This window comes from Streptomyces sp. NRRL S-1022 (assembly GCF_000720135.1).
GTDB lineage: Bacteria > Actinomycetota > Actinomycetes > Streptomycetales > Streptomycetaceae > Streptomyces.
On sequence record NZ_JOIU01000028.1, the window covers coordinates 32,760 to 52,454 of the forward strand.

A 19,695-nucleotide genomic window follows, 5' to 3' on the forward strand; every position below is an offset into this window, starting at 1 on the left:
ACCGTTCCAGCATGCGGACGCCTCGGGGTGCGCGGGCGGGGGTGGCGCGCGGCTCCGTGGCCAAAAGTATGAGGGACCAAATCAGGACAGATCAATACCTGACGGTCCGGAATCCGGGGCGAGCGTCGTCGCTCGCCCGGAGGGGTGCGGCAGGCGTCGTTGCCCACAGCGCTTACGGCTCATGCCCGGTGGTCAAACAATCGAAACCAGCGAGTAACGGGTACTTATACGGCCCATCGCATAGGTACCGGCCGGGCTATCCTACGGCCGTTCCGAACAGGGTGCCCAGGGCGTACGTCACACCGGCCGCCGCACCGCCGAGCGCGAGCTGCCGCAGGCCGCTGAACCACCAGCTGCGCGCCGTCACCCTGGCCACGACGGCACCGCATCCGAAGAGCCCGGCGAGGGCGAGCAGCACGGCGGGCCACAGCGCGGTGGCGCCGAGCAGGTACGGCAGCAGGGGCAGCAGGGCGCCGAGGGCGAACGAGCCGAAGGACGACACGGCGGCGACCAGCGGCGAGGGCAGGTCGCCGGGGTCGATGCCCAGCTCCTCGCGAGCGTGGATCTCCAGGGCCTGCTCGGGGTCCTCGGACAGCTGCCGGGCGACCTGCCGGGCCAGCTCCGGCTCGACCCCGCGCGCCACGTACAGCGCGGCCAGCTCGTCCTCCTCGTCCTGCGGGTGCTTGCGCAGCTCACGGCGCTCGACGTCGAGCTCGGCCTCGACGAGTTCCCGCTGGGAGGCGACGGAGGTGTACTCGCCGGCGGCCATGGAGAACGCGCCGGCGGCGAGCCCCGCGAGGCCGGTGAGGACGATGGTGTGCTGGCCCACGGCTCCGCCGGCCACACCCGTCATCAGGGCGAGGTTGGAGACGAGCCCGTCCATGGCGCCGAAGACGGCGGGCCGCAGCCAGCCCCCGTTCACATCGCGGTGCGTGTGGTTGTCGCGGTGCGCCACGTGCAGCGCGGCCTCGGTTTCGATGATGGCCATGCGGGCCCCCCAGGGAAGCTTAGCCAAAGCTAACTTTGGACGAGTTCTACTTTTCGACAACACTCAATTTACGCTGATCCTTCCGCAGCCGCCAGCAAGGAAAGGCTCGGCTAACCTGCACGTTTCCCCTCGTGCGCTCACATGTGCGATCAATCGCTCAGATGCCGAGCGGGTGACAGGCGTCCGTGCCGCGCTCGCCCCGGTGCCGCCCGTGGGACACATCCGCAGAGGGTCCCGTGCGACCCCGCCGAAGGAGGCCGTCCATGGCATCGATCGCCCGCACCGCCCCGGTTCCGGCGCCCGGGGAGACCGCCGGACTTCGCGAGCGGGCCCGGGGCGCGCTGCTCGGCCTGGCCGTCGGGGACGCGCTGGGGGCGCCCGCGGAGAACCTCAGGCCTTCCGAGATCCGGGCCCGCTGGGGCCGCATCACCGGGTACGTCAGCGAGCAGCCGTGCGGCACGGACGACACCGAGTACGCGATCTTCTCCGGGCTGCTGCTGGCCCGGCACGGCTCGGCCCTCACCCCGGCACACGTGGAAGCGGCCTGGCACGAGTGGATCGCCGACCGGGCCGAGGGCCCCTTCCGCGGTGCGGGATTCAGCGAGCGGGGCACGCTGGAGAACCTGCGCCGCGGCCTCGCCGCCCCCATCTCGGCCCAGCACCGGCACGCCTGGAGCGACGGGCTGGCCATGCGGGCGGCGCCGTTCGGGGTGTTCGCCGCCGGGCGGCCCGCCGAGGCGGCCCGGCTGGTGGCCGTCGACGGCTCGGTCAGCCACGAGGGCGAGGGCATCTACGGCGGCCAGGCGGTCGCGGCGGGCGTCGCGGCGGCGATGACCGGCGCGTCCGTCCCGGTGGTGATCGCCGCGGCCCTGGCGGTCATCCCCGACGACTCCTGGACGGCGCGCTCCCTGCGCCGCGCGGTGGCCGTGGCCCACCGCGGCGAACGCGCGGTCCGCTCCGCGGTCGTCATCGGCGGCTACCCCTGGACCGACCTCGCCCCCGAGGCGGTGGCCCTCGCCTTCGGCGCCTACGCGGCGGCCGACGGCGACTTCCGGGAGGCGGTCCTGACGGCCGTCAACATGGGCCGCGACGCCGACACCACGGCGGCGGTCGCCGGTGCCCTCTCCGGCGCCACCCAGGGCGTCTCCGCCATCCCCTCCCCCTGGGCGACGGCCATCGGCCCGGCCCGTGGACGCTGCCTGCCGTCGGTGGCGGGGCACCACGTACTGGAGATCGCGGAGGTACTGGCGGCCGGGGGCGTCGGGGAGACGGGAGCCGAGGTGCCGGACGGGGCGACGGGGCCGGTGCCGACGGAAACGCTGCCAGGCGCCGTGCCGACCGAGGTGCTGCCGGGCGCCGAGCCTGCGGTGGCGCTGCCGGGCACTGTGCCGACGGAGGTGCTGGCAGGCACCATGCCGGCCGAGGTGCTGCCGGACGCCGAGCCTGCACTGGTGCTACCAGGCACCGTGCCGACCAAGCTGCTGCCAGGCGCCGAGCCTGCGGTGGCGCTGCCGGGGGCCGTGCCGACCGAGGTGCTGCCGGACACCGAGCCTGCGGTGGCGCTGCCGGGCACTGTGCCGACGGAGGTGCTGGCAGGCACCGTGCCGGCCGAGGTGCTGCCGGGCGCCGAGCCTGCACTGGCGCTGCCGGGCACCGAGCCGGCCGAGGTGCTGCCAGGCACCGTGCCGACCGAGCTGCTGTCAGGCGCCGAGCCTGCGGTGGCGCTGCCGGGAGCCGTGCCGGCCGGGGTGCTGCCGGGGGCGGGGACGAAGTCACCCCCACCCCCGGTCCTCGCCTCCCAGCCCACCGAGTCGGGCGGTGGGTGGGCGGAGGAGCGGGGGTCCAGGGGGCGGAGCCCCCTGGTGGGCGCCGGAAACGCCGGGCAACCCGACAGCGGGCAGAGCCACCCCGGCACCGGAAACGCCGGACCACCCCACAGCGGGCAGAGCCACCCCGTGGGCGCCGGAAACGCCGGACCACCCCACAGCGGGCAGAGCCACCCCGGCACCGGACAACCCGACAGCGGGCGGAGCCCCCTCGTGGGTGCCGGGAACGGGGGGCCCGCGGACGGGGAGGGGCGGCCGTGACAGCGCGCCGTATCGAGGGACTCCTCCTCGGCCTGGCCGCAGGAGACGCCGCCGGCTGGCCCGCGGCCCGGCACCGCGCCGCCCGGATGCCCGAGTGGACCCGCCGCCTCACCCGCGAACTGGACACCTTCGCCGAGCAGAACGCCACCACCACCCTCCCGGTGCCGATCGCCCTCAACCAGCCCCCCGGCCCCCTCCGCCTCGGCCCCTCCGACGACGCCGAGTGGGCGGTGTTCGCCGCGGAGGCGGTCCTGCGGGCCGGTGACGACGACGTCCTCGGCGACCTCAGCCGGGCCCGCCGTATGCGCGCCGCCATCGATCTGACCTGGACCACCGTGGCCTCGGAGGTCGCCGCCGCCGCGGACCGCGCCCCGGAGATCGAGTCCGCCGTACTGCCGCTGCGCGCCCGCATCTCCGTCCGCGCCGGCCTCGGCAACCTCGCCGCGGGCCTGCGCCCGCCCGCCACCGGCCACGACAACCCGCACTACTTCGACGACGCGGCCTGCGTCCGCGCCTGCGTCCTCGCCGTGGCCCACCCCGGCGACCCGCACCAGGCCGCCGAGCTCGCCGAGTTCGACGCCCGCTACACCCAGGACGGCGACGGCGTGCACGGCGCCCGGGCCATGGCCGCGGCCCTCTCCCTCGCCCTCACCGGCGCCGCACCGGACACCTGCGTGACCGCCGCGCTCGCCGAACTGCCCGCGGACACGGAGATCGGCCGCAACACCCGCCACGCCCTCGCCCTGGCCGAGGACACCGAGTCCGCCTTCGCCCTCGTCCCCCTCCTGGAACACCAGATCGTCGACCACGTCTACAGCTACGGCATCGCCGCCGCCGAGACCGTCCCCGTCGCGCTCGCCCTGACCACCGCCGCCCGGGGCCGGCTCACCGAGGCCGTGCCGGCCGCCGTCTGCCTGTCCCGGGTCGCCGACTCCGCCCCCGCCCTGGCGGGCGCCCTCACCGGTGCCCTCGGCGGCGGCGCGGCCGTCCCGGGGACCTGGCGGGACGCCTGCCGCACCCTGCCCGGCTGCACCCTGCCCCGCCTCACCGGCACCGACCTGGTGGAACTCGCCGGACTCCTGGAAGCCGCACAACCGGCCCACCCAGGAGGATGATTCGGGGCATGACGCCCGAACACCCCACACAATCCGCAGAACTCACAGAACCCGCAGAAGAACCCGCAGAACGCGCGTCGCGGGCCGGCGGAAGCCCGCTCGCCGACCGCATCACCGCCGCCCTGGTCGGTGCCGCCGTCGGCGACGCCCTCGGCGGCCCGGTCGAGGGCTACTCCCCCGAGCAGATCGCCGAGCGGCACGGCGGCCGCGTCCGCGGCGTCGTCGGCCCCTGGCACGGCGACGCCTGGCGCACCGCCCGCCCCATCGCCCCGTACCACAAGGGCGACGGGCACGTCACCGACGACACCCTGATGACGCACGCGCTGATCCGGGTCTACGACCGCGTCCGCGACCACCTCGACGCGTACGCGATCGCCGAGCACCTGGTCCCGGACCTGATGACCACCCCCCGCTGGATCCCGGAGCTGGAGGCCGAGGCCCTGCCGCTGCACCGCCTCTTCCTCGCCGAGAAGTGGCTGGTGGCCCGGCTGGCCTACGGTCACGCCGACCCCCGGGAGGCGGGCGCCGGCAACATCGTCAACTGCGGCGCGGCGATGTACATGGCCCCGGTCGGCCTGGTCAACGCGGCCCACCCGGCCGCCGCCTACGCCGAGGCCCTGGACGTCGCGGGCGCGCACCAGTCGTCGTACGGCCGCGAGGCGGCCGGGGTCCTCGCCGCCGCGGTGGCCGCCGCGGCCGCCCCCGGCGCGACCCCGGACTCGGTGGTGGGCACCTGCCTGTCGCTGGCGAAGGACGGCACCCGCACGGCGATCGAGAAGGTCTGCGAAGTCGCCGCCCGGCACCGGGACTTCGAGTCGGCGCTCGGTCCGCTGCGCGCGGCGGTGGCCCCGTACGACACCGTCGGCCCGGACTACCGCGCCCCCTCCCTCGCCGCCCGCCGCCCCTCCCGGCTGCACTCCGTCGAGGAACTCCCCGTCGCCCTGGGCATGCTGGTCGTGTCCGGCGGCGACTACCGGCAGGCCGTGCTCGGCTCGGTCAACTACGGCCGGGACTGCGACTCGATCGCCACGATGGCCGGCGCCCTCGCGGGCGCGCTCGGCTCGCCGGCGCCGGAGGGATGGGCGAAGATGGTCGCGGACGCCAGCCGCCTCGACCTGTGGGCGCCGGCCCGGACGCTCACCGAGGTGGCACACGAGGTCTTCGACCGGGACGTGCGCCGCCGGCGCGCCCACGAGGAGGCCTTCGCCGCGCTCGGAGGCCGGCCGTGCTCCGACTGACCTGGGTCCAGCCGGAGGACCTGCTGGGCCACGAGCTGCGCCAGGCCCGGCTGGACGGGCGGGAGCCGGCGGCGATCGAGGCGCGCTGGCGGGCGGCGGGCGGCCCGGACGCCCCGGAGCGGGCGGGGGCGTCCGCGTGCCGGGCGTCCCGCTACCTGCGGCTGCTGGCCGAGGACCTGCTGGACGAACTCGCCGATCTGCCCGGCCGGTTCGCCGAGGACGAGCCGACGGAGCTGGAACGGATCAGGTCCCGGTGCCCCGACTGGCCCACCGGAGGGTCCGCCACCGTACCGGACCCCCGTGCCCTGGAGGCGGCCTGGCTCGGCCGGGCCATCGGCTGCCTGCTGGGCAAACCCGTCGAGAAACTCTCGCGCGACGGCATCCGCGCCCTCGCCGAAGCGGCCGGGAACTGGCCTCTCACCGGCTACTTCACCGCCCGCGGCGTCCCGGAGGACCTCCTTCGCACCCACCCCTGGAACCGCCGCTCGGCCGCCACCTCGCTCGCCGAGAACATCGACGGCATGCCCGAGGACGACGACCTCGACTACCCGCTGCTCAACCTCCTGCTGCTCCAGCGCCACGGCAGGAACTTCACCACCGACGACGTGGCCCGGCTCTGGCTGGAGGAACTCCCGCCCGGCCGCACCTTCACCGCCGAGCGCCTCGCCCACCGCAACCTGCTCGCCGGCATCGAACCCCCGCACACGGCCCGCCACCGCAACCCGTTCCGCGAGTGGATCGGGGCGCTGATCCGCGCCGACGTGCACGGCTGGAGCAACCCGGGCGACCCGGCGGCCGCCGCCGCGCAGGCGCACCGGGACGCGGTCCTCACCCACACCGCCAACGGCGTCTACGCGGCGATGTTCACCGCCGCCGCCATCGCCACGGCCGCCACCGGCAGCCACGACGTGCACGCCTGTCTGGCCGCCGGCCGCGCGGTGGTCCCGGCGCGCTCCCGGCTGGCGCGGGCGATCGACCACGCCGTCCGGCTGGCCGGGCGGACACCCGACTTCGACGAGGTCGTGGACCGGCTGAACGCCCGCTACGCCCACGACCACCACTGGGTGCACGCCATCCCCAACACCGCTCTGATCGCGGCCGCCCTCACGCACGCCGACGGCGACTTCGGCGGCTCGGTCTGCCGTGCCGTGATGGGCGGCTGGGACACCGACTCGGCCGGCGCGACCGCGGGCAGCATCGCCGGGCTCCTCGCCGGCGGTCCCGACGCGCTCCCCGACCACTGGCGGGCCCCGCTGAAGAACCGGCTCGCCAGCTCCGTCGCCGACTTCGACGGCACCGGCTTCGACACCCTCGCCCACCTCACCCGCCTGGAGGCGACCCGCCCATGACCCATATCGTCGTGCTCGGCAGCACGAACATGGACCTCGTCACCTATGTCGGCAGGGCCCCGCAGCGCGGGGAGACCGTGACCGGCCGGGAGTTCCGCACCGTCCCCGGCGGCAAGGGCGCCAACCAGGCGATCGCCGCGGCCCGCGCCGGCGCCACCGTCTCGATGATCGGCGCGGTCGGCAACGACGCCTACGGCGTGCGGCTGCGCGAGACCCTCGAACACTCCGGTGTGGACACCGACTTCCTGCGCACGGTCGAGGGCCCCTCGGGCACCGCGCACATCGTGGTGGACGACGAGGGCGGCAACGCGATCGTCGTCATCCCCGGCGCCAACGGCACGGTCGACCACCTCTCCCCCGGCGACGAGAGCGTGATCGCCACCGCCGACGCCCTGCTGCTGCAACTGGAGATCCCGCAGGCGGCCGTCGTCGCGGGCGCCCAGGCGGCCCGCCGGCACGGCGTCCGTACGGTCCTCACCCCGTCCCCGGTCCGGCCGCTGCCCCCCGAACTCCTGCGTGTGACCGACCTGTTGGTGCCCAACGAGTACGAGGCCGTCACCCTCACCGACCGCACCGACCCGCGCGAGGCCGCGGCGGCCCTGCTGGACCTGGTGCCGGAGGTCGTCGTCACCCTGGGGGCCACGGGCTGCCTGTACCTGGCCCGGGGCGCCGAACCGCTGGTGATCCCCGCGCCGCACGTGCGAGCCGTCGACTCCACCGGCGCCGGCGACACCTTCGCCGGCGCGCTCGCGGTGGCCCTCGCCGAGGAGAGACCGGTACGCGAGGCCCTGTCCTGGGCGGCGGCCGCGGCGGCTATCTCCGTCCAGCGGGAAGGGGCGTCGGCGTCGATGCCGTACCGCCCGGAGATCGAGGCCCAGTACAGCGCATGAGGACGACGAGCACACCGAGTACGACGACACGCACGACCCCGGCCCTGGACGGCCTGCGGGTGCTGGACCTGGCGACCCTCTTCGCCGGGCCGATGGCCGCCACCCTGCTCGGTGACTTCGGCGCCGAGGTGATCAAGGTCGAGCATCCCGGGCGGCCCGACCCGTCCCGGGGCCACGGCCCGGCCAAGGACGGCGTCGGCCTGTGGTGGAAGGTGCTCGGCCGCAACAAGCGGACCGTCACCCTCGATCTGTCCACGCCCGGCGGCCGGACCACCCTGCTGCGGCTCGCCGCCACCGCCGACGTGGTGATCGAGAACTTCCGCCCCGGCACGCTGGAGAAATGGGACCTGGGCTGGCCGGAGCTGTCGGCGGCCAACCCGCGGCTGGTGCTCGCCCGGGTCACCGCCTTCGGCCAGTTCGGCCCGTACGCCCGCCGCCCCGGCTTCGGCACGCTCGCCGAGGCGATGAGCGGCTTCGCCGCGGTCACCGGCGAACCGGACGCGCCCCCGACGCTGCCGCCGTTCGGTCTCGCCGACTCGGTCGCGGGTCTGGCGACCGCGTACGCCGTGCTGACGGCGCTGGCCGCGCGCGAGCGCACCGGCGCGGGCCAGCTGATCGACATGGCGATCATCGAACCGATCCTGTCCGTCCTCGGACCCCATCCGACCTGGTACGACCAGCTCGGCTACGTCCAGGAACGCACCGGGAACCGGTCCGCGAACAACGCCCCGCGCAACACCTACCGCACCGCCGACGGCACCTGGGTCGCCGTCTCCACCTCCGCGCAGTCGGTCGCCGAACGCGTGCTGCGCCTGGTGGGCCGCCCGGAGCTGACCGGGGAGCCGTGGTTCGCCACCGGCACGGGCCGGGCCGCCCACGCCGACGTCCTGGACGAGGCGGTCGGCTCCTGGATCGCCGGCCGCACCCGCGCCGAGGTGCTCGCCGCCTTCGCGGAGGCGGAGGCCGCGGCGGCACCCGTGCAGGACGTCCGGGACGTCCTCGCCGACCCCCAGTACCAGGCCCTGGGCACGGTCACCACCGTCGAGGACCCGGAGCTGGGTCCGCTGCGCATGCAGAACGTCCTCTTCCGGCTCTCCGCCACGCCCGGTGCGATCCGCTGGGCCGGCCGGCCGCACGGCGCCGACACGGACGCCGTCCTCACGGAACTGGGCCTCGCCCCGGCCGACATCGCGGCCCTGCGCGCGGAGGGCGCCCTGTGACCCGCACCCCGCTCACCTGGCTCTACGCCCCCGGCGACCGCCCGCATGTGGTGGCCAAGGCCCTCGCGGCGGGCGCCGACGTGGTCGTCGTCGACCTGGAGGACGCGGTCGCACCGGAGCGCAAGGAGTACGCCCGCGCGGCCACCGCGGAACTCCTCGCACAGCCGCAACCGGTGCCGGTGCACGTCCGCGTCAACGCCCTGGACGGACCCTGGGCCGCCACCGACCTCGCGGCCCTGGCCGGCCTGCCGGGCCTGGCCGGGCTGCGGCTCCCGAAGGTGACGGCACCGGACGAGGTGCGGCAGGTCGCCGTGGCCACCCCGGTTCCCCTGTACGCGCTCCTGGAGTCGGCCCTCGGCATCGAGCGCGCCTACGCCATCGCCGCCGCCCACCCCGCCGTGCGGGGCATCGCCCTGGGCGAGGCCGACCTCCGCGCCGACCTGGGGGTGCGGGCCGACGCGGGCCTGGACTGGCCGCGCTCCCGGGTGATCGTCGCCGCCCGGGCGGCGGGCCTGCCCCCGCCGACGCAGACCGTCCATCCGGACATCCGCGACCTCGACGGGCTGGCCGCGTCCTGCGCCCACGGCCGCGCGCTGGGGTTCCTGGGGCGCGCCGCGATCCATCCCCGGCAGCTGCCGGTGATCGAGCGGGCCTACCAGCCCACGGAGGCCGAGATCGACCACGCGGAGACGGTCGTCGAGGCGGCGGCGGCGAACGCGGGCGCGCAGGCCCTGCCCGACGGCCGCTTCATCGACGCGGCGGTGGTGGCGATGGCCCGGCGCACCCTGTCGCTGGCGGGCCGGACCTGACCCCCGGCACGCATCGAGGGCGCCCGGAAAGCTCCGGGCGCCCTCGGTGTCGCAGGACCGGTGGTCAGCTCTTCCCGGCCGACTCCGCCTCGTCCGTCGTGGTGTCCTCCGCCGCGTTCTTCGCTGTGTCCGTCGGCTCGTGCTCCGGGGAGGGCTCCTCGGCGGCGTCGGTCTTCCCCTCGCCCTCGGCGGGGGCTTCCCCACCCGCGGCGGCACCGTCGGAGGCGCCCGGCTCGACGACGGCTTCCCGCCCGGGCCGCTTCTTCGCCGACACCACCATGTACACCACGGCCAGCAGGAAGACGATCAGCGCCGTCCAGACGTTGAGGCGGACGCCCAGGATGTGGTGGGCGTCGTCCACCCGCAGGTACTCGATCCAGGCGCGGCCCGCGCAGTACGCGGCGACGTACAGGGCGAACGCCCGGCCATGGCCCAGCTTGAAGCGGCGGTCCGCCCAGAGGACCAGCAGGCCCACGCCGATGCACCACAGGGACTCGTAGAGGAAGGTCGGGTGGTAGTAGCCCGGGACCCGGCCGCCCTCGGAGGAGGTGATGTGCAGCGCCCACGGCAGGTGCGTCTCGTGGCCGTACAGCTCCTGGTTGAACCAGTTGCCCCAGCGGCCGATGGCCTGCGCGAAGGCGATGCCGGGCGCGACGGCGTCGGCGTAGGCGGGCAGCGGGACGCCCCGGCGCCGTGCGCCGATCCACGCGCCGAGCGCGCCGAGCGCGATCGCGCCCCAGATGCCCAGGCCGCCCTCCCACACCTTGAAGGCGTCCACCCAGTCACGGCCCTCGCTGAAGTACAGCTCGTAGTCCGTGATCACGTGGTAGAGCCGGCCGCCGACGAGGCCGAACGGCACGGCCCAGACGGCGATGTCGGCGACCGTGCCGGACTGCCCGCCGCGGGCGATCCAGCGCTTGTTGCCGAGCCAGACGGCGACGAAGACGCCGATGATGATGCAGAAGGCGTAGCCGCGCAGCGGGATGGGGCCGAGGTACAGCACCCCGTGCGACGGGCTGGGGATGTAGGCAAGGTTCATGGCAGGTCCGACGCTACCGTGCCGGGCCGTGGGGACGGCAAGCAGCCCGGCTACGGGTCCGTAACAGGGGCGTGAGAAACGCTTACCCGCGGTCGGCGGCCTCCACCATCTGCTTGAGCTTGGCCGGGGTCATCGTCTGGTCCTGGTAGATGTTCTTGCCGCCGAGCAGGACCGTGGGCGTACCGGTGAAGCCGCCGGTGCGGAAGGCCTGCTGGGACTTGTTCACCCAGGTGTCGTGCGTGCCGGCGGTGACGCACTTGCGGAAGGCGGGCGTGTCGAGGCCCTTCACCTTGCCCGCCAGCCCGATCAGCTTGCCGTTGTCGGCGAAGGCGTCGTCGGTCTCCTTGGGCTGGTTCGCGTACAACACGTCGTGGTAGTCGCGGAACCTGCCCGCGTCCTGGGCGCAGGCCGCGGCGTTGGCGGCGCGCAGCGAGCCGCTGCCGCCCAGGTTGCCGTCGATCAGCCGGACCAGGTGGTAGTCGATTCTGAGCTTGCCGGCGTCGGCCAGTTCGTGGAGCACCGGCCGGTACGCCATCTCGAAGGCCTGGCAGGCCGGGCAGCGGAAGTCCTCCCAGACGCTGAGCGTCGACCTGGCGCCGTCCTTGCCGACCGGGATCGCGAGGCCGTCCTTGCCCTGCGCGCCCGAGGGGGCGACGGCCGGGCCGGCGCTGCTCTTCTCCCCCTTGCCGGCGTTCGCGGCGAGCACGCCGACCACCGCCGCGAGGCCCAGGACGCAGACGACGCTCGCGCCCACGATCAGCGTGCGCCGCCGCTTGTCCGCGGCCTTCTGCTTCTCGCGCTCGACCGCCAGCCGCTCCCGGGCGGTGCGCTTTCCGTCACGGTTCTTCTCGCTCACACCCCCAGAACGAACCGGGGAGGCGCAGCGCGCCTCCCCGGACCGAGGTCCACTCGTTCGAGTGACCGGATGTTCTGATAAGGAAAGTGACCTGCGGTTACGCCTGTCCGCGCACGCCCTTGGCCAGCTCCCCGGCCAGCTCGCGGACCGCCGCGAGACCGGAGGCGTCGTCCGGTGCGTCCAGCATCCGCTTCACGAACGCCGAACCCACGATCACCCCGTCGGCGAAGCCGGCGACCTCGGCGGCCTGGGCCCGGCTGGAGACGCCGAGCCCGACGCAGACGGGCAGTCCGGTGCCGGTGGCGCGGGTGCGCCGGACCAGGTCCTGGGCCTGCGCGCCGACGGACTCCCGGGTGCCGGTGACGCCCATCAGGGAGGCCGCGTAGACGAAGCCGCTGCCCGCCGCGGTGATCTCGGCGAGCCGCTGGTCCCTGCTGCTCGGCGCCACGACGAAGACCGTCGCCAGGCCGTGCTTCTCGGCGTGCTCCCGCCACAGCGCCGATTCCTGCACGGGCAGGTCGGGCAGGATGCAGCCCGCGCCGCCGGCCTCGGCCAGCTCGGCGGTGAAGCGCTCCACGCCGTAGCGGTCGATGGGGTTCCAGTACGTCATGACGAGCACCGGCTTGCCCGTGGCCGCGTGGGCCTCCCGGACCGTGCGCATCACGTCGGCGATCTTCACCCCGCCGCGCAGGGCGATGTCGTCGGCGGTCTGGATGACCGGGCCGTCGAGGACCGGGTCGCTGTGCGGCAGACCGACCTCGACGATGTCGGCGCCGCCGTCGAAGACGGCCCTGACCGCGTCGATGCCGCCGTCCACGGTCGGGAAGCCGGCCGGGAGGTAGGCGATGAGCGCGGAGCGGCCCTCGGCCCTGGCGGCGGCGAGGGTGTCGGTCAGCAGCTGCACGTTCCCGCTCACTTGGCGTCCCCCTCGATCTCGGCGGTGTCGGCTTCGTTCGCGGCCACCTCGGCGTCGGTGTCGTAGAGGCCGAAGTAGCGGGCGGCGGTGTCCATGTCCTTGTCGCCGCGGCCGGACAGGTTGACGACGATCAGTCCGTCCCTGCCCAGTTCCCTGCCGACCTCCAGGGCACCGGCCAGCGCGTGGGCGCTCTCGATGGCCGGGATGATGCCCTCGGTCCGCGACAGCAGGCGCAGGGCCTGCATGGCGGCGTCGTCGGTGACCGCGCGGTACTCGCCGCGGCCGGAGTCCTTCAGGTAGGCGTGCTCGGGTCCGATGCCCGGGTAGTCCAGGCCGGCGGAGATCGAGTACGGCTCGGTGATCTGGCCCTCCTCGTCCTGCAGGACGTAGGACCGGGAGCCGTGCAGGATGCCGGGTTCGCCGGCGGTGAGGGTGGCCGCGTGCTCGCCGGTCTCGATGCCGTGCCCGGCGGGTTCGCAGCCGATGAGGCGGACGCCCTCGTCGGGGATGAAGGCGTGGAAGAGGCCGATGGCGTTGGAGCCGCCGCCGACGCAGGCGACGGCCGCGTCCGGGAGGCGGCCGGCGCGCTCCAGGAGCTGGCGGCGGGCCTCGACGCCGATGACCCGGTGGAAGTCGCGGACCATGGCCGGGAAGGGGTGCGGGCCGGCGACCGTGCCGAACAGGTAGTGGGTGCGGTCGACGTTGGCCACCCAGTCGCGGAACGCCTCGTTGATGGCGTCCTTGAGGGTGCGGCTGCCGGACTTCACGGCGACGACCTCGGCACCGAGCATGCGCATGCGGGCCACGTTGAGGGCCTGCCGCTCGGTGTCGATCTCGCCCATGTAGATGGTGCAGTCGAGGCCGAACAGCGCGCAGGCGGTGGCCGTGGCGACACCGTGCTGGCCGGCGCCGGTCTCGGCGATGACCCGGGTCTTGCCCATGCGCTTGGTGAGCAGGGCCTGGCCGAGCACGTTGTTGATCTTGTGCGAGCCGGTGTGGTTGAGGTCCTCGCGCTTGAGGAACACCCGCGCGCCGCCGGCGTGTTCGGCGAAGCGGGGCACCTCGGTGAGCGCCGACGGACGGCCGGTGTAGTTGACCAGCAGGTCGTCGAGCTCGCGGGCGAACTCGGGGTCGTGCTTGGCCTTGTCGTACTCGACGGCGACCTCGTCCACGGCGGCGACGAGGGCCTCCGGGATGAACTTGCCGCCGAACGCGCCGAAGTAGCCCTCGGCGCTGGGCACCTGGCCGGTGGGGTCAGGGATGAAGAAATCGCTGGGCATGCCGGTACCTCACGGTGAGTGCGGTGAAAGAACACTGATCGCCGTGGGGGCGGGGCTGGTCGTTCGGCCTCAGGTCCTCTGTGGCTGATCGCGCAGTTACCCGCGCCCCTGAGGGGGGCGCTGCCATCGCATGCCGTTGACCTGGCCCGGTTCGTCACCGATGACGTACCGCACGCGGCGGCCGTGTACGCGGCGCGCGGGAGCGCGGCAGCCGCGCGGGCGGCAGCCGCGCGCCAGGCGCGCGTGCCGGTCCACGGTCGTCACGAAGCAGGTCATCGGCGCCAAGCCTAGCGGGATCAGCCGCGGCCGTGCCGCAGCGCCGGGTGCTCGCCCGCCGCCACCAGGTCGGCCACCGCCGCCTTGGGGTCGCGGCCGGTCACCAGGGACTCGCCGACCAGTACGGCGTCGGCGCCGGCGTTGGCGTAGGCGATGAGGTCGTGCGGGCCGCGGACGCCGGACTCGGCGACCTTGACGATGTCGTCGGGGATCTCCGGGGCGACCCGCTCGAACGTGCCGCGGTCGACCTCCAGCGTCTTCAGGTTGCGCGCGTTGACGCCGATGATCTTGGCGCCCGCGTCCACCGCACGCTCGGCCTCGTCCTCGTCGTGCACCTCGACGAGCGGGGTCAGGCCGATGGACACGGCCCGCTCGATCAGCGACTCCAGGGCCGGCTGGTCCAGGGCGGCCACGATCAGCAGGGCGAGGTCGGCGCCGTACGCACGGGCCTCCCACAGCTGGTACGACGTGACGATGAAGTCCTTGCGCAGGACGGGGATGTCGACCCGGGAGCGCACGGCCTCCAGGTCGGCGAGCGAGCCGCCGAAGCGGCGCTGTTCGGTGAGTACGGAGATGACGGCCGCACCGCCCGCCTCGTAGTCCGCGGCGAGTCCGGCCGGGTCGGCGATCGCCGCCAACGCGCCCTTGGAGGGGCTGGAGCGCTTGACCTCGCAGATCACCTTGACGCCGTCGCCCTTGAGCGCGGCCACCCCGTCCTTGGCGGCGTGGGCCTTGGCCGCGCGCTCCTTGAGCTCGTCGAGGGTGACGCGTGCCTGCCGCTCCGCGAGGTCGGCACGGACTCCGTCGATGATCTCGTCGAGCACACTCACGCGAGCGGCCCCCTTCCAGACGGTGGTTCCTTCGAGGTTCTGAAAACCTGTGGTCAATGCGATGGTATCCGCAGGACGGCCGAGGCCCCGCATCCGTCCGACCGCGGTCCCACTACCTGGACATTTCACTCGATCAGGGGTGGAGCCAGCCGCCGAACGGCAGGTTCCGGACGACGGTGAACACCAGCAGGACCGCGCCGAGGGCCCACAGCGGGGCCGGTCCGAGGTCGATCCGCAGCGGCCGGCCGCGCGCCGCGCGGGCCACCCAGACGGCCCACAGCACGGCGAAGCCCAGGTAGGCGGCCACGCCGAGCGCGTTGTCGCGCAGCGCGGCGAGCAGATCGCCGTGCACGAAGGCGTGCGCGCTGCGCAGCCCGCCGCAGCCCGGGCAGTACAGCCCGGTGAGCCGGTACAGCGGGCAGACGGGGTAGTGACCGGGTTCGCCCGGGTCGACGGCGCCGACGTACCCGAAGGCCCCCGCGACGGCCCCGAGCACGGCCGCCGGGACGGCGACCCGCCGCCAGGCGGACGGGAGGGACGGGGCCGGACGGCTACAGGCGTTCACGCGGGCATTCTGCCCCGGCGGACACGGGCCCGCCCGCCCGGCCGCGCGGCCGGCCCGGTGCCGGCGCACGCAAAAGGCGGCCCGCATCCCCGGGGGATGCCGGACCGCCCGCGCGGGAAACCCGTGGCTCAGCTCTCCGCGGCGGCCGGCTCCCGCCTGGCCGCCGGCGCAGCGTGCGGCAGGGCCCGTGACTGCTTCGGCTGGCCGAGGCCCATGGCGCGCATGATGGCACCGACCACACCACCGAGGACCGTGATGACCATGCCGGCCCAGAAGCCGACGGGCTGGGCCATCACCATGAAGGCACCCGCGACGCAGAAACCGATGAAGGCGATGATGACACCGGTCCAGGCGGCCGGGGTGTGACCGTGGCTGCTGCCCGCCATGACTTGCTCCTCGTTGCTGTCTGTGTGTCCTACGAGCCGGACGCTCGTCGTCCATTGTCCCGTACGCGCACGTGTGCCGGACGCGGGGGTGGCGTCTGTTTCACCACACCGGTCCCGCCCCGCCGGTCAGGCGCCCGTCGGGTCCTCGCCGCGGTCCAGGGCCTTCCAGATCTCCTCGGGACGCTCCGGGTCGGCCGGCCGGGCCGTGCGCCGCGGGCGGGCGGTACCGCGTTCGTAGCGCCCGGACATCGCGGGCCACCGGCTGCCGTAGCGCAGGGCGAGCAGGCCGGCGAGCAGGATCAGCAGTCCGCCGGCGGCCGCGACGTAGGGCCAGCCGGTGTGGGTGAGCGCGGCGACCGTGGCGGAGGTGTCGCCGCTCGCCTTGGCGGCCTCGTCGTCCAGGGCGGAGCCGTCGGAGGCGGCCGCCAGGGCCGCGGTGACGATCCCGGCGCCGGACAGCGCGAGCAGCCCGGAGACGAGGAACCGGCCGGTGCCGCGGACGGCGAAGACGGCGACGAGGGCGGCGAGACCCACTATGGCGAGGGCCGCGGGCACGCCCGTGACGTCGCTGCCCTTGGCGGTCAGCGGGAACGCGCCGCCGGCCACCGTGGCGGTGCCCTCCGCCCAGCGCTGCCGGCTCGCGAGCAGTGCCACGGCCGCGCCGAGCGCGCCGCACAGGAGGGCCACGGCGAGGCTCCGCCGGCCGGACCGGGCGGGCGCGGCGGCTTCGGAAGAGGGGTGAGGTACGGCAGTCACGTACTCCACTATCGCCTGAACCCCGGGTGAACCGTCACCCGGGGTTCCTGTGAGAAGCGCCCTGTCGCCGGCGAGCGCCTATCGCCCGAGGCGGTTCGCCGTGTGCACCGCCCGCAGCACCGCGGCCGCCTTGTTGCGGCACTCCTGGTCCTCCGCGACCGGATCGGAGTCGGCGACGATGCCGGCGCCCGCCTGGACGTAGGCCGTGCCGTCGCGGAGCAGGGCCGTACGGATGGCGATGGCGGTGTCGGAGTCGCCGGCGAAGTCCAGGTAGCCGACGCAGCCGCCGTACAGGCCGCGCCGGGACGGCTCCAGCTCGTCGATGATCTGCATCGCGCGGGGCTTCGGCGCGCCCGAGAGGGTGCCTGCCGGGAAGCACGCGGTGAGCACGTCGAAGGCCGTGCGGCCGGGCGCCACCGTGCCGGTGACGGTGGAGACGATGTGCATCACGTGCGAGTACCGCTCGACGGACATGAAGTCGACCACCTCGACCGAACCGGGCTCGCAGACCCGGCCGAGGTCGTTGCGCCCGAGGTCGACCAGCATCAGGTGCTCGGCGCGCTCCTTGGGGTCGGCGAGCAGTTCCTCGGCGAGGGCCTGGTCCTCCTGCGGGGTGGCGCCGCGGTGCCGGGTGCCGGCGATGGGGTGCACCATCGCGCGCCCGTCCTCGACCTTCACCAGCGCTTCCGGGGAGGAGCCGACGACGTCGAACCCGTCGAAGCGGAACAGGTACATGTACGGCGAGGGGTTGGTGGCCCGCAGCACCCGGTAGACGTCCAGGGCGCTCGCCGTGCACGGGGTCTCGAAGCGCTGGGAGGGCACGACCTGGAAGGCCTCGCCCGCGCGGATGCGTTCCTTGACGTCCTCGACGGCCCGCTGGAAGTCGGGGCCGCCCCACAGGGCGGTGTATTCGGGCAGCTCGGAGGGCGGCAGGTGGGCCGGGGGCTGGGCGACCGGGCGGGACAGGTCCGCCTCCATGGCGTCCAGGCGGGCCACGGCGTCCGCGTACGCCTCGTCGACGCCGGTGTCCAGGTCGTTGTGGTTGATCGCGTTGGCGATCAGCAGGACGGAGCCCTCCCAGTGGTCCATCACCGCGAGGTCGCTGGTGAGCAGCATGGTCAGCTCGGGCAGCTTCAGGTCGTCGCGCTCGCCGGGGCCGATCTTCTCCAGGCGGCGGACGATGTCGTAGCCCAGGTAGCCGACCATGCCGCCGGTGAAGGGCGGCAGGCCCTCCTGGTGCGGGGTGTGCAGCGCCTCGAGGGTGGCGCGCAGGGCCGCGAGGGGGTCGCCGTCGGTGGGGACGCCGACGGGCGGGGTGCCGAGCCAGTGGGCCTGCCCGTCCCGGGCGGTGAGCGTGGCGGCGCTGCGGACGCCGACGAAGGAGTAGCGGGACCAGGAACGGCCGTTCTCCGCGGACTCCAGCAGGAAGGTGCCGGGTCGCTCGGCGGCCAGCTTGCGGTAGAGCGCGACCGGGGTGTCGCCGTCGGCGAGGAGCTTGCGCGTGACCGGGATGACACGCCGGTCGGTGGCCAGCTTGCGGAAAGTCTCCAGTTCCATGGCCGCTGACCTTACTGACCGGAGCCGGGTGCGCCGGGACCGGCGTCCTTGAGCAGCACGTCCTCGTCGAAGCAGGTGCGGGCGCCGGTGTGGCAGGCGGCGCCCACCTGGTCGACCTTGACCAGCAGGGTGTCGGCGTCGCAGTCCAGCGCGACCGACCTCACCCACTGGACGTGGCCGGAGGTGTCGCCCTTGACCCAGTACTCCCGGCGGCTGCGGGACCAGTAGGTGCAGCGGCCGGTGGTGAGCGTCCGGTGCAGTGCCTCGTCGTCCATCCAGCCGAGCATGAGCACCTCGCCGGTGTCGTACTGCTGGGCGATGGCGGGGACGAGCCCGTCGGCGCTGCGCTTGAGCCGCGCGGCGATCTCCGGGTCGAGGCTGCTGGGCCGGGGGCTGCCGGTCGTACTGGTCATGAGTGCCATTGTGCCGCGCGGCACCGGCGGCACGGTCATGGCGTCCATTGACCGGACCACCGTCGTAGGCTGGCAGCATGTCGACCTTCGCCAAGCGTGAACGGCTCCTTCTCGCCGACCTCTTGGAAACCGTCGGTCCGGACGCCGGAACCCTCTGCGAGGGCTGGCGGGCCCGGGACCTGGCCGCGCACGTGATCGTCCGTGAGCGGCGCCCGGACGCGGCCGGGGGCACGCTGATCAAGCAGCTCGCGCCGCGCCTGGAGAAGGTGATGGCCGAGTACGCCGCGAAGCCGTACGAGGAGCTGATCCAGCTGATCCGTACCGGCCCGCCGCGGTTCTCGCCCTTCCAGCTCAAGCAGGTGGACGAGGCGGCCAACATCGTGGAGTTCTACGTCCACACGGAGGACGTCCGCCGCGCCCAGCCGGACTGGACGCCGCGCGAGCTGGACCCCGTCTTCCAGGACACGCTGTGGGCCCGGCTGGAGCGGACGGCGCGGCTGATGGGCCGGGGTGTGCCGACGGGTCTGGTGCTGCGCCGGCCGGACGGCCAGACGGCGGTGGCGCACCGGGGCACCCCGGTGGTCACGGTGACCGGGGAGCCGTCGGAGCTGCTGATGTTCGCCTACGGCCGGCAGCAGGCGGCCAGAGTGGACCTGGACGGCGACGCGGAGGCGATCGACCGGCTGCACGAGTCCAGGCAGCTGGGCATCTGAAGGGCCGGCCCGTGATCAAGGTGGCGATGACCGGCGTGTTCGTGGACGACGTGGCCACGGCGCACGCCTTCTACACCGGTGTCCTGGGCTTCGAGACCCGCACCCACATGGACCTGGGCGACGGCACCCTGTTCGTGACGGTCGGCGCGCCGGACGGGGCCCAGCGGGATCTCCAGTTGCTGCTGGAGCCCGGGCAGGGCCCGATCGCGGAGCCGTACCGCCGGGCGCTGTACGAGGCGGGGCTGCCGTGCATCGTCTTCTCGGTGGACGACATCCGGGCCGAGTACGAGCGGCTGCGCGGTCTCGGTGTCCGCTTCACGCATCCGCCGCGGGAGCAGGGCCCGGTGCTGGCGGCGGTGTTCGACGACTCGGTGGGCAATCTGGTGCAGCTGGTGCAGCCCCGGGGGTGAGG

Annotated in this window: 20 protein-coding genes and 1 pseudogene; 9 read left to right on the forward strand and 12 right to left on the reverse strand. The window is 74.3% G+C overall.

Annotated elements, in window-relative coordinates:
* Nucleotides 1-256 precede the first annotated feature (256 nt).
* A complete protein-coding gene (locus IG05_RS0133415) occupies nucleotides 257-988 on the reverse strand; it encodes a VIT1/CCC1 transporter family protein (RefSeq protein WP_030347810.1) in 732 nt (243 codons plus the stop codon).
* Between the two features lie 263 nt (nucleotides 989-1,251).
* Here IG05_RS0133415 and IG05_RS50730 point away from each other — a divergent pair.
* From IG05_RS50730 to IG05_RS0133450, 7 genes and pseudogenes are all read left to right on the forward strand, one after another.
* A pseudogene (locus IG05_RS50730) lies at nucleotides 1,252-2,262 on the forward strand (ADP-ribosylglycohydrolase family protein); the annotation flags it as partial.
* 809 nt (nucleotides 2,263-3,071) lie between these two features.
* The gene (locus IG05_RS0133425; protein WP_030347812.1) at nucleotides 3,072-4,190 is read left to right on the forward strand and encodes an ADP-ribosylglycohydrolase family protein; all 1,119 of its coding nucleotides are present in this window, start codon (nucleotides 3,072-3,074) and stop codon (nucleotides 4,188-4,190) included.
* A gap of 8 nt (nucleotides 4,191-4,198) precedes the next feature.
* On the forward strand, nucleotides 4,199-5,428 hold the full coding sequence (locus tag IG05_RS0133430) for an ADP-ribosylglycohydrolase family protein (RefSeq protein ID WP_030347813.1): 1,230 nt from the start codon (nucleotides 4,199-4,201) through the stop codon (nucleotides 5,426-5,428).
* Nucleotides 5,416-6,777, forward strand: a complete 1,362-nt coding sequence (locus tag IG05_RS0133435; protein ID WP_030347814.1) for an ADP-ribosylglycohydrolase family protein — start codon at nucleotides 5,416-5,418, stop codon at nucleotides 6,775-6,777. The genes IG05_RS0133430 and IG05_RS0133435 overlap by 13 nt, the downstream gene beginning before the upstream one ends.
* Entirely contained in the window at nucleotides 6,774-7,667 is an 894-nt protein-coding gene (gene rbsK / locus IG05_RS0133440; protein WP_030347815.1) for a ribokinase, read from the forward strand. Before IG05_RS0133435 ends, rbsK begins: the two co-directional genes overlap by 4 nt.
* Complete coding sequence (locus tag IG05_RS0133445; protein ID WP_234336126.1) at nucleotides 7,664-8,887, forward strand: CaiB/BaiF CoA transferase family protein; 1,224 nt, start codon at nucleotides 7,664-7,666, stop codon at nucleotides 8,885-8,887. Before rbsK ends, IG05_RS0133445 begins: the two co-directional genes overlap by 4 nt.
* A complete protein-coding gene (locus tag IG05_RS0133450) occupies nucleotides 8,884-9,696 on the forward strand; it encodes an HpcH/HpaI aldolase/citrate lyase family protein (RefSeq protein WP_030347817.1) in 813 nt (270 codons plus the stop codon). The genes IG05_RS0133445 and IG05_RS0133450 overlap by 4 nt, the downstream gene beginning before the upstream one ends.
* Nucleotides 9,697-9,760: 64 nt before the next feature.
* On the opposite strand, the gene lgt is transcribed toward IG05_RS0133450, so the two are convergent.
* The 11 genes from lgt to hisI all read right to left on the reverse strand — a co-directional run bounded on the left by lgt (nucleotide 9,761) and on the right by hisI (nucleotide 18,570).
* Nucleotides 9,761-10,735 carry a prolipoprotein diacylglyceryl transferase gene (gene lgt / locus IG05_RS0133455; RefSeq protein ID WP_030347818.1) on the reverse strand — a complete coding sequence of 325 codons (975 nt, stop codon included), beginning with the start codon at nucleotides 10,733-10,735 and terminating at the stop codon, nucleotides 9,761-9,763.
* Between the two features lie 82 nt (nucleotides 10,736-10,817).
* Nucleotides 10,818-11,591, reverse strand: a complete 774-nt coding sequence (locus tag IG05_RS0133460) for a DsbA family protein (protein WP_030347819.1) — start codon at nucleotides 11,589-11,591, stop codon at nucleotides 10,818-10,820.
* Between the two features lie 97 nt (nucleotides 11,592-11,688).
* Complete coding sequence (gene trpA, locus IG05_RS0133465; RefSeq protein ID WP_030347820.1) at nucleotides 11,689-12,507, reverse strand: tryptophan synthase subunit alpha; 819 nt, start codon at nucleotides 12,505-12,507, stop codon at nucleotides 11,689-11,691.
* Nucleotides 12,504-13,787, reverse strand: coding sequence for a tryptophan synthase subunit beta (trpB, locus tag IG05_RS0133470; RefSeq protein WP_030347821.1), 1,284 nt, complete (start codon nucleotides 13,785-13,787; stop codon nucleotides 12,504-12,506). Before trpB ends, trpA begins: the two co-directional genes overlap by 4 nt.
* A 96-nt stretch (nucleotides 13,788-13,883) precedes the next feature.
* Nucleotides 13,884-14,063 carry a tryptophan biosynthesis modulator TrpM gene (gene trpM, locus IG05_RS50735; RefSeq protein ID WP_078894663.1) on the reverse strand — a complete coding sequence of 60 codons (180 nt, stop codon included), beginning with the start codon at nucleotides 14,061-14,063 and terminating at the stop codon, nucleotides 13,884-13,886.
* Between the two features lie 20 nt (nucleotides 14,064-14,083).
* Nucleotides 14,084-14,893 carry an indole-3-glycerol phosphate synthase TrpC gene (gene trpC / locus IG05_RS0133475; RefSeq protein WP_030347822.1) on the reverse strand — a complete coding sequence of 270 codons (810 nt, stop codon included), beginning with the start codon at nucleotides 14,891-14,893 and terminating at the stop codon, nucleotides 14,084-14,086.
* 133 nt (nucleotides 14,894-15,026) lie between these two features.
* The gene (locus tag IG05_RS0133480; protein WP_030347823.1) at nucleotides 15,027-15,458 is read right to left on the reverse strand and encodes a DUF2752 domain-containing protein; all 432 of its coding nucleotides are present in this window, start codon (nucleotides 15,456-15,458) and stop codon (nucleotides 15,027-15,029) included.
* Between the two features lie 128 nt (nucleotides 15,459-15,586).
* Nucleotides 15,587-15,844, reverse strand: a complete 258-nt coding sequence (locus IG05_RS0133485) for an HGxxPAAW family protein (RefSeq protein WP_030347824.1) — start codon at nucleotides 15,842-15,844, stop codon at nucleotides 15,587-15,589.
* A 126-nt stretch (nucleotides 15,845-15,970) separates the two neighbouring features.
* Entirely contained in the window at nucleotides 15,971-16,609 is a 639-nt protein-coding gene (locus IG05_RS0133490) for a TIGR02234 family membrane protein (RefSeq protein WP_030347825.1), read from the reverse strand.
* A gap of 69 nt (nucleotides 16,610-16,678) precedes the next feature.
* On the reverse strand, nucleotides 16,679-18,157 hold the full coding sequence (locus tag IG05_RS0133495; protein WP_030347826.1) for an anthranilate synthase component I: 1,479 nt from the start codon (nucleotides 18,155-18,157) through the stop codon (nucleotides 16,679-16,681).
* Between the two features lie 11 nt (nucleotides 18,158-18,168).
* Nucleotides 18,169-18,570, reverse strand: coding sequence for a phosphoribosyl-AMP cyclohydrolase (hisI, locus tag IG05_RS0133500; RefSeq protein WP_030347827.1), 402 nt, complete (start codon nucleotides 18,568-18,570; stop codon nucleotides 18,169-18,171).
* 77 nt (nucleotides 18,571-18,647) lie between these two features.
* On the opposite strand from hisI, the gene IG05_RS0133505 reads away from it, so the two are divergent.
* Together IG05_RS0133505 and IG05_RS0133510 are read left to right on the forward strand one after the other, a co-directional pair.
* Nucleotides 18,648-19,283 (forward strand): TIGR03085 family metal-binding protein, encoded by a 636-nt coding sequence (locus IG05_RS0133505; RefSeq protein ID WP_030347828.1) that lies wholly within the window; start codon nucleotides 18,648-18,650, stop codon nucleotides 19,281-19,283.
* A gap of 11 nt (nucleotides 19,284-19,294) precedes the next feature.
* On the forward strand, nucleotides 19,295-19,693 hold the full coding sequence (locus IG05_RS0133510; protein WP_030347829.1) for a VOC family protein: 399 nt from the start codon (nucleotides 19,295-19,297) through the stop codon (nucleotides 19,691-19,693).
* Nucleotides 19,694-19,695: the final 2 nt, after the last annotated feature.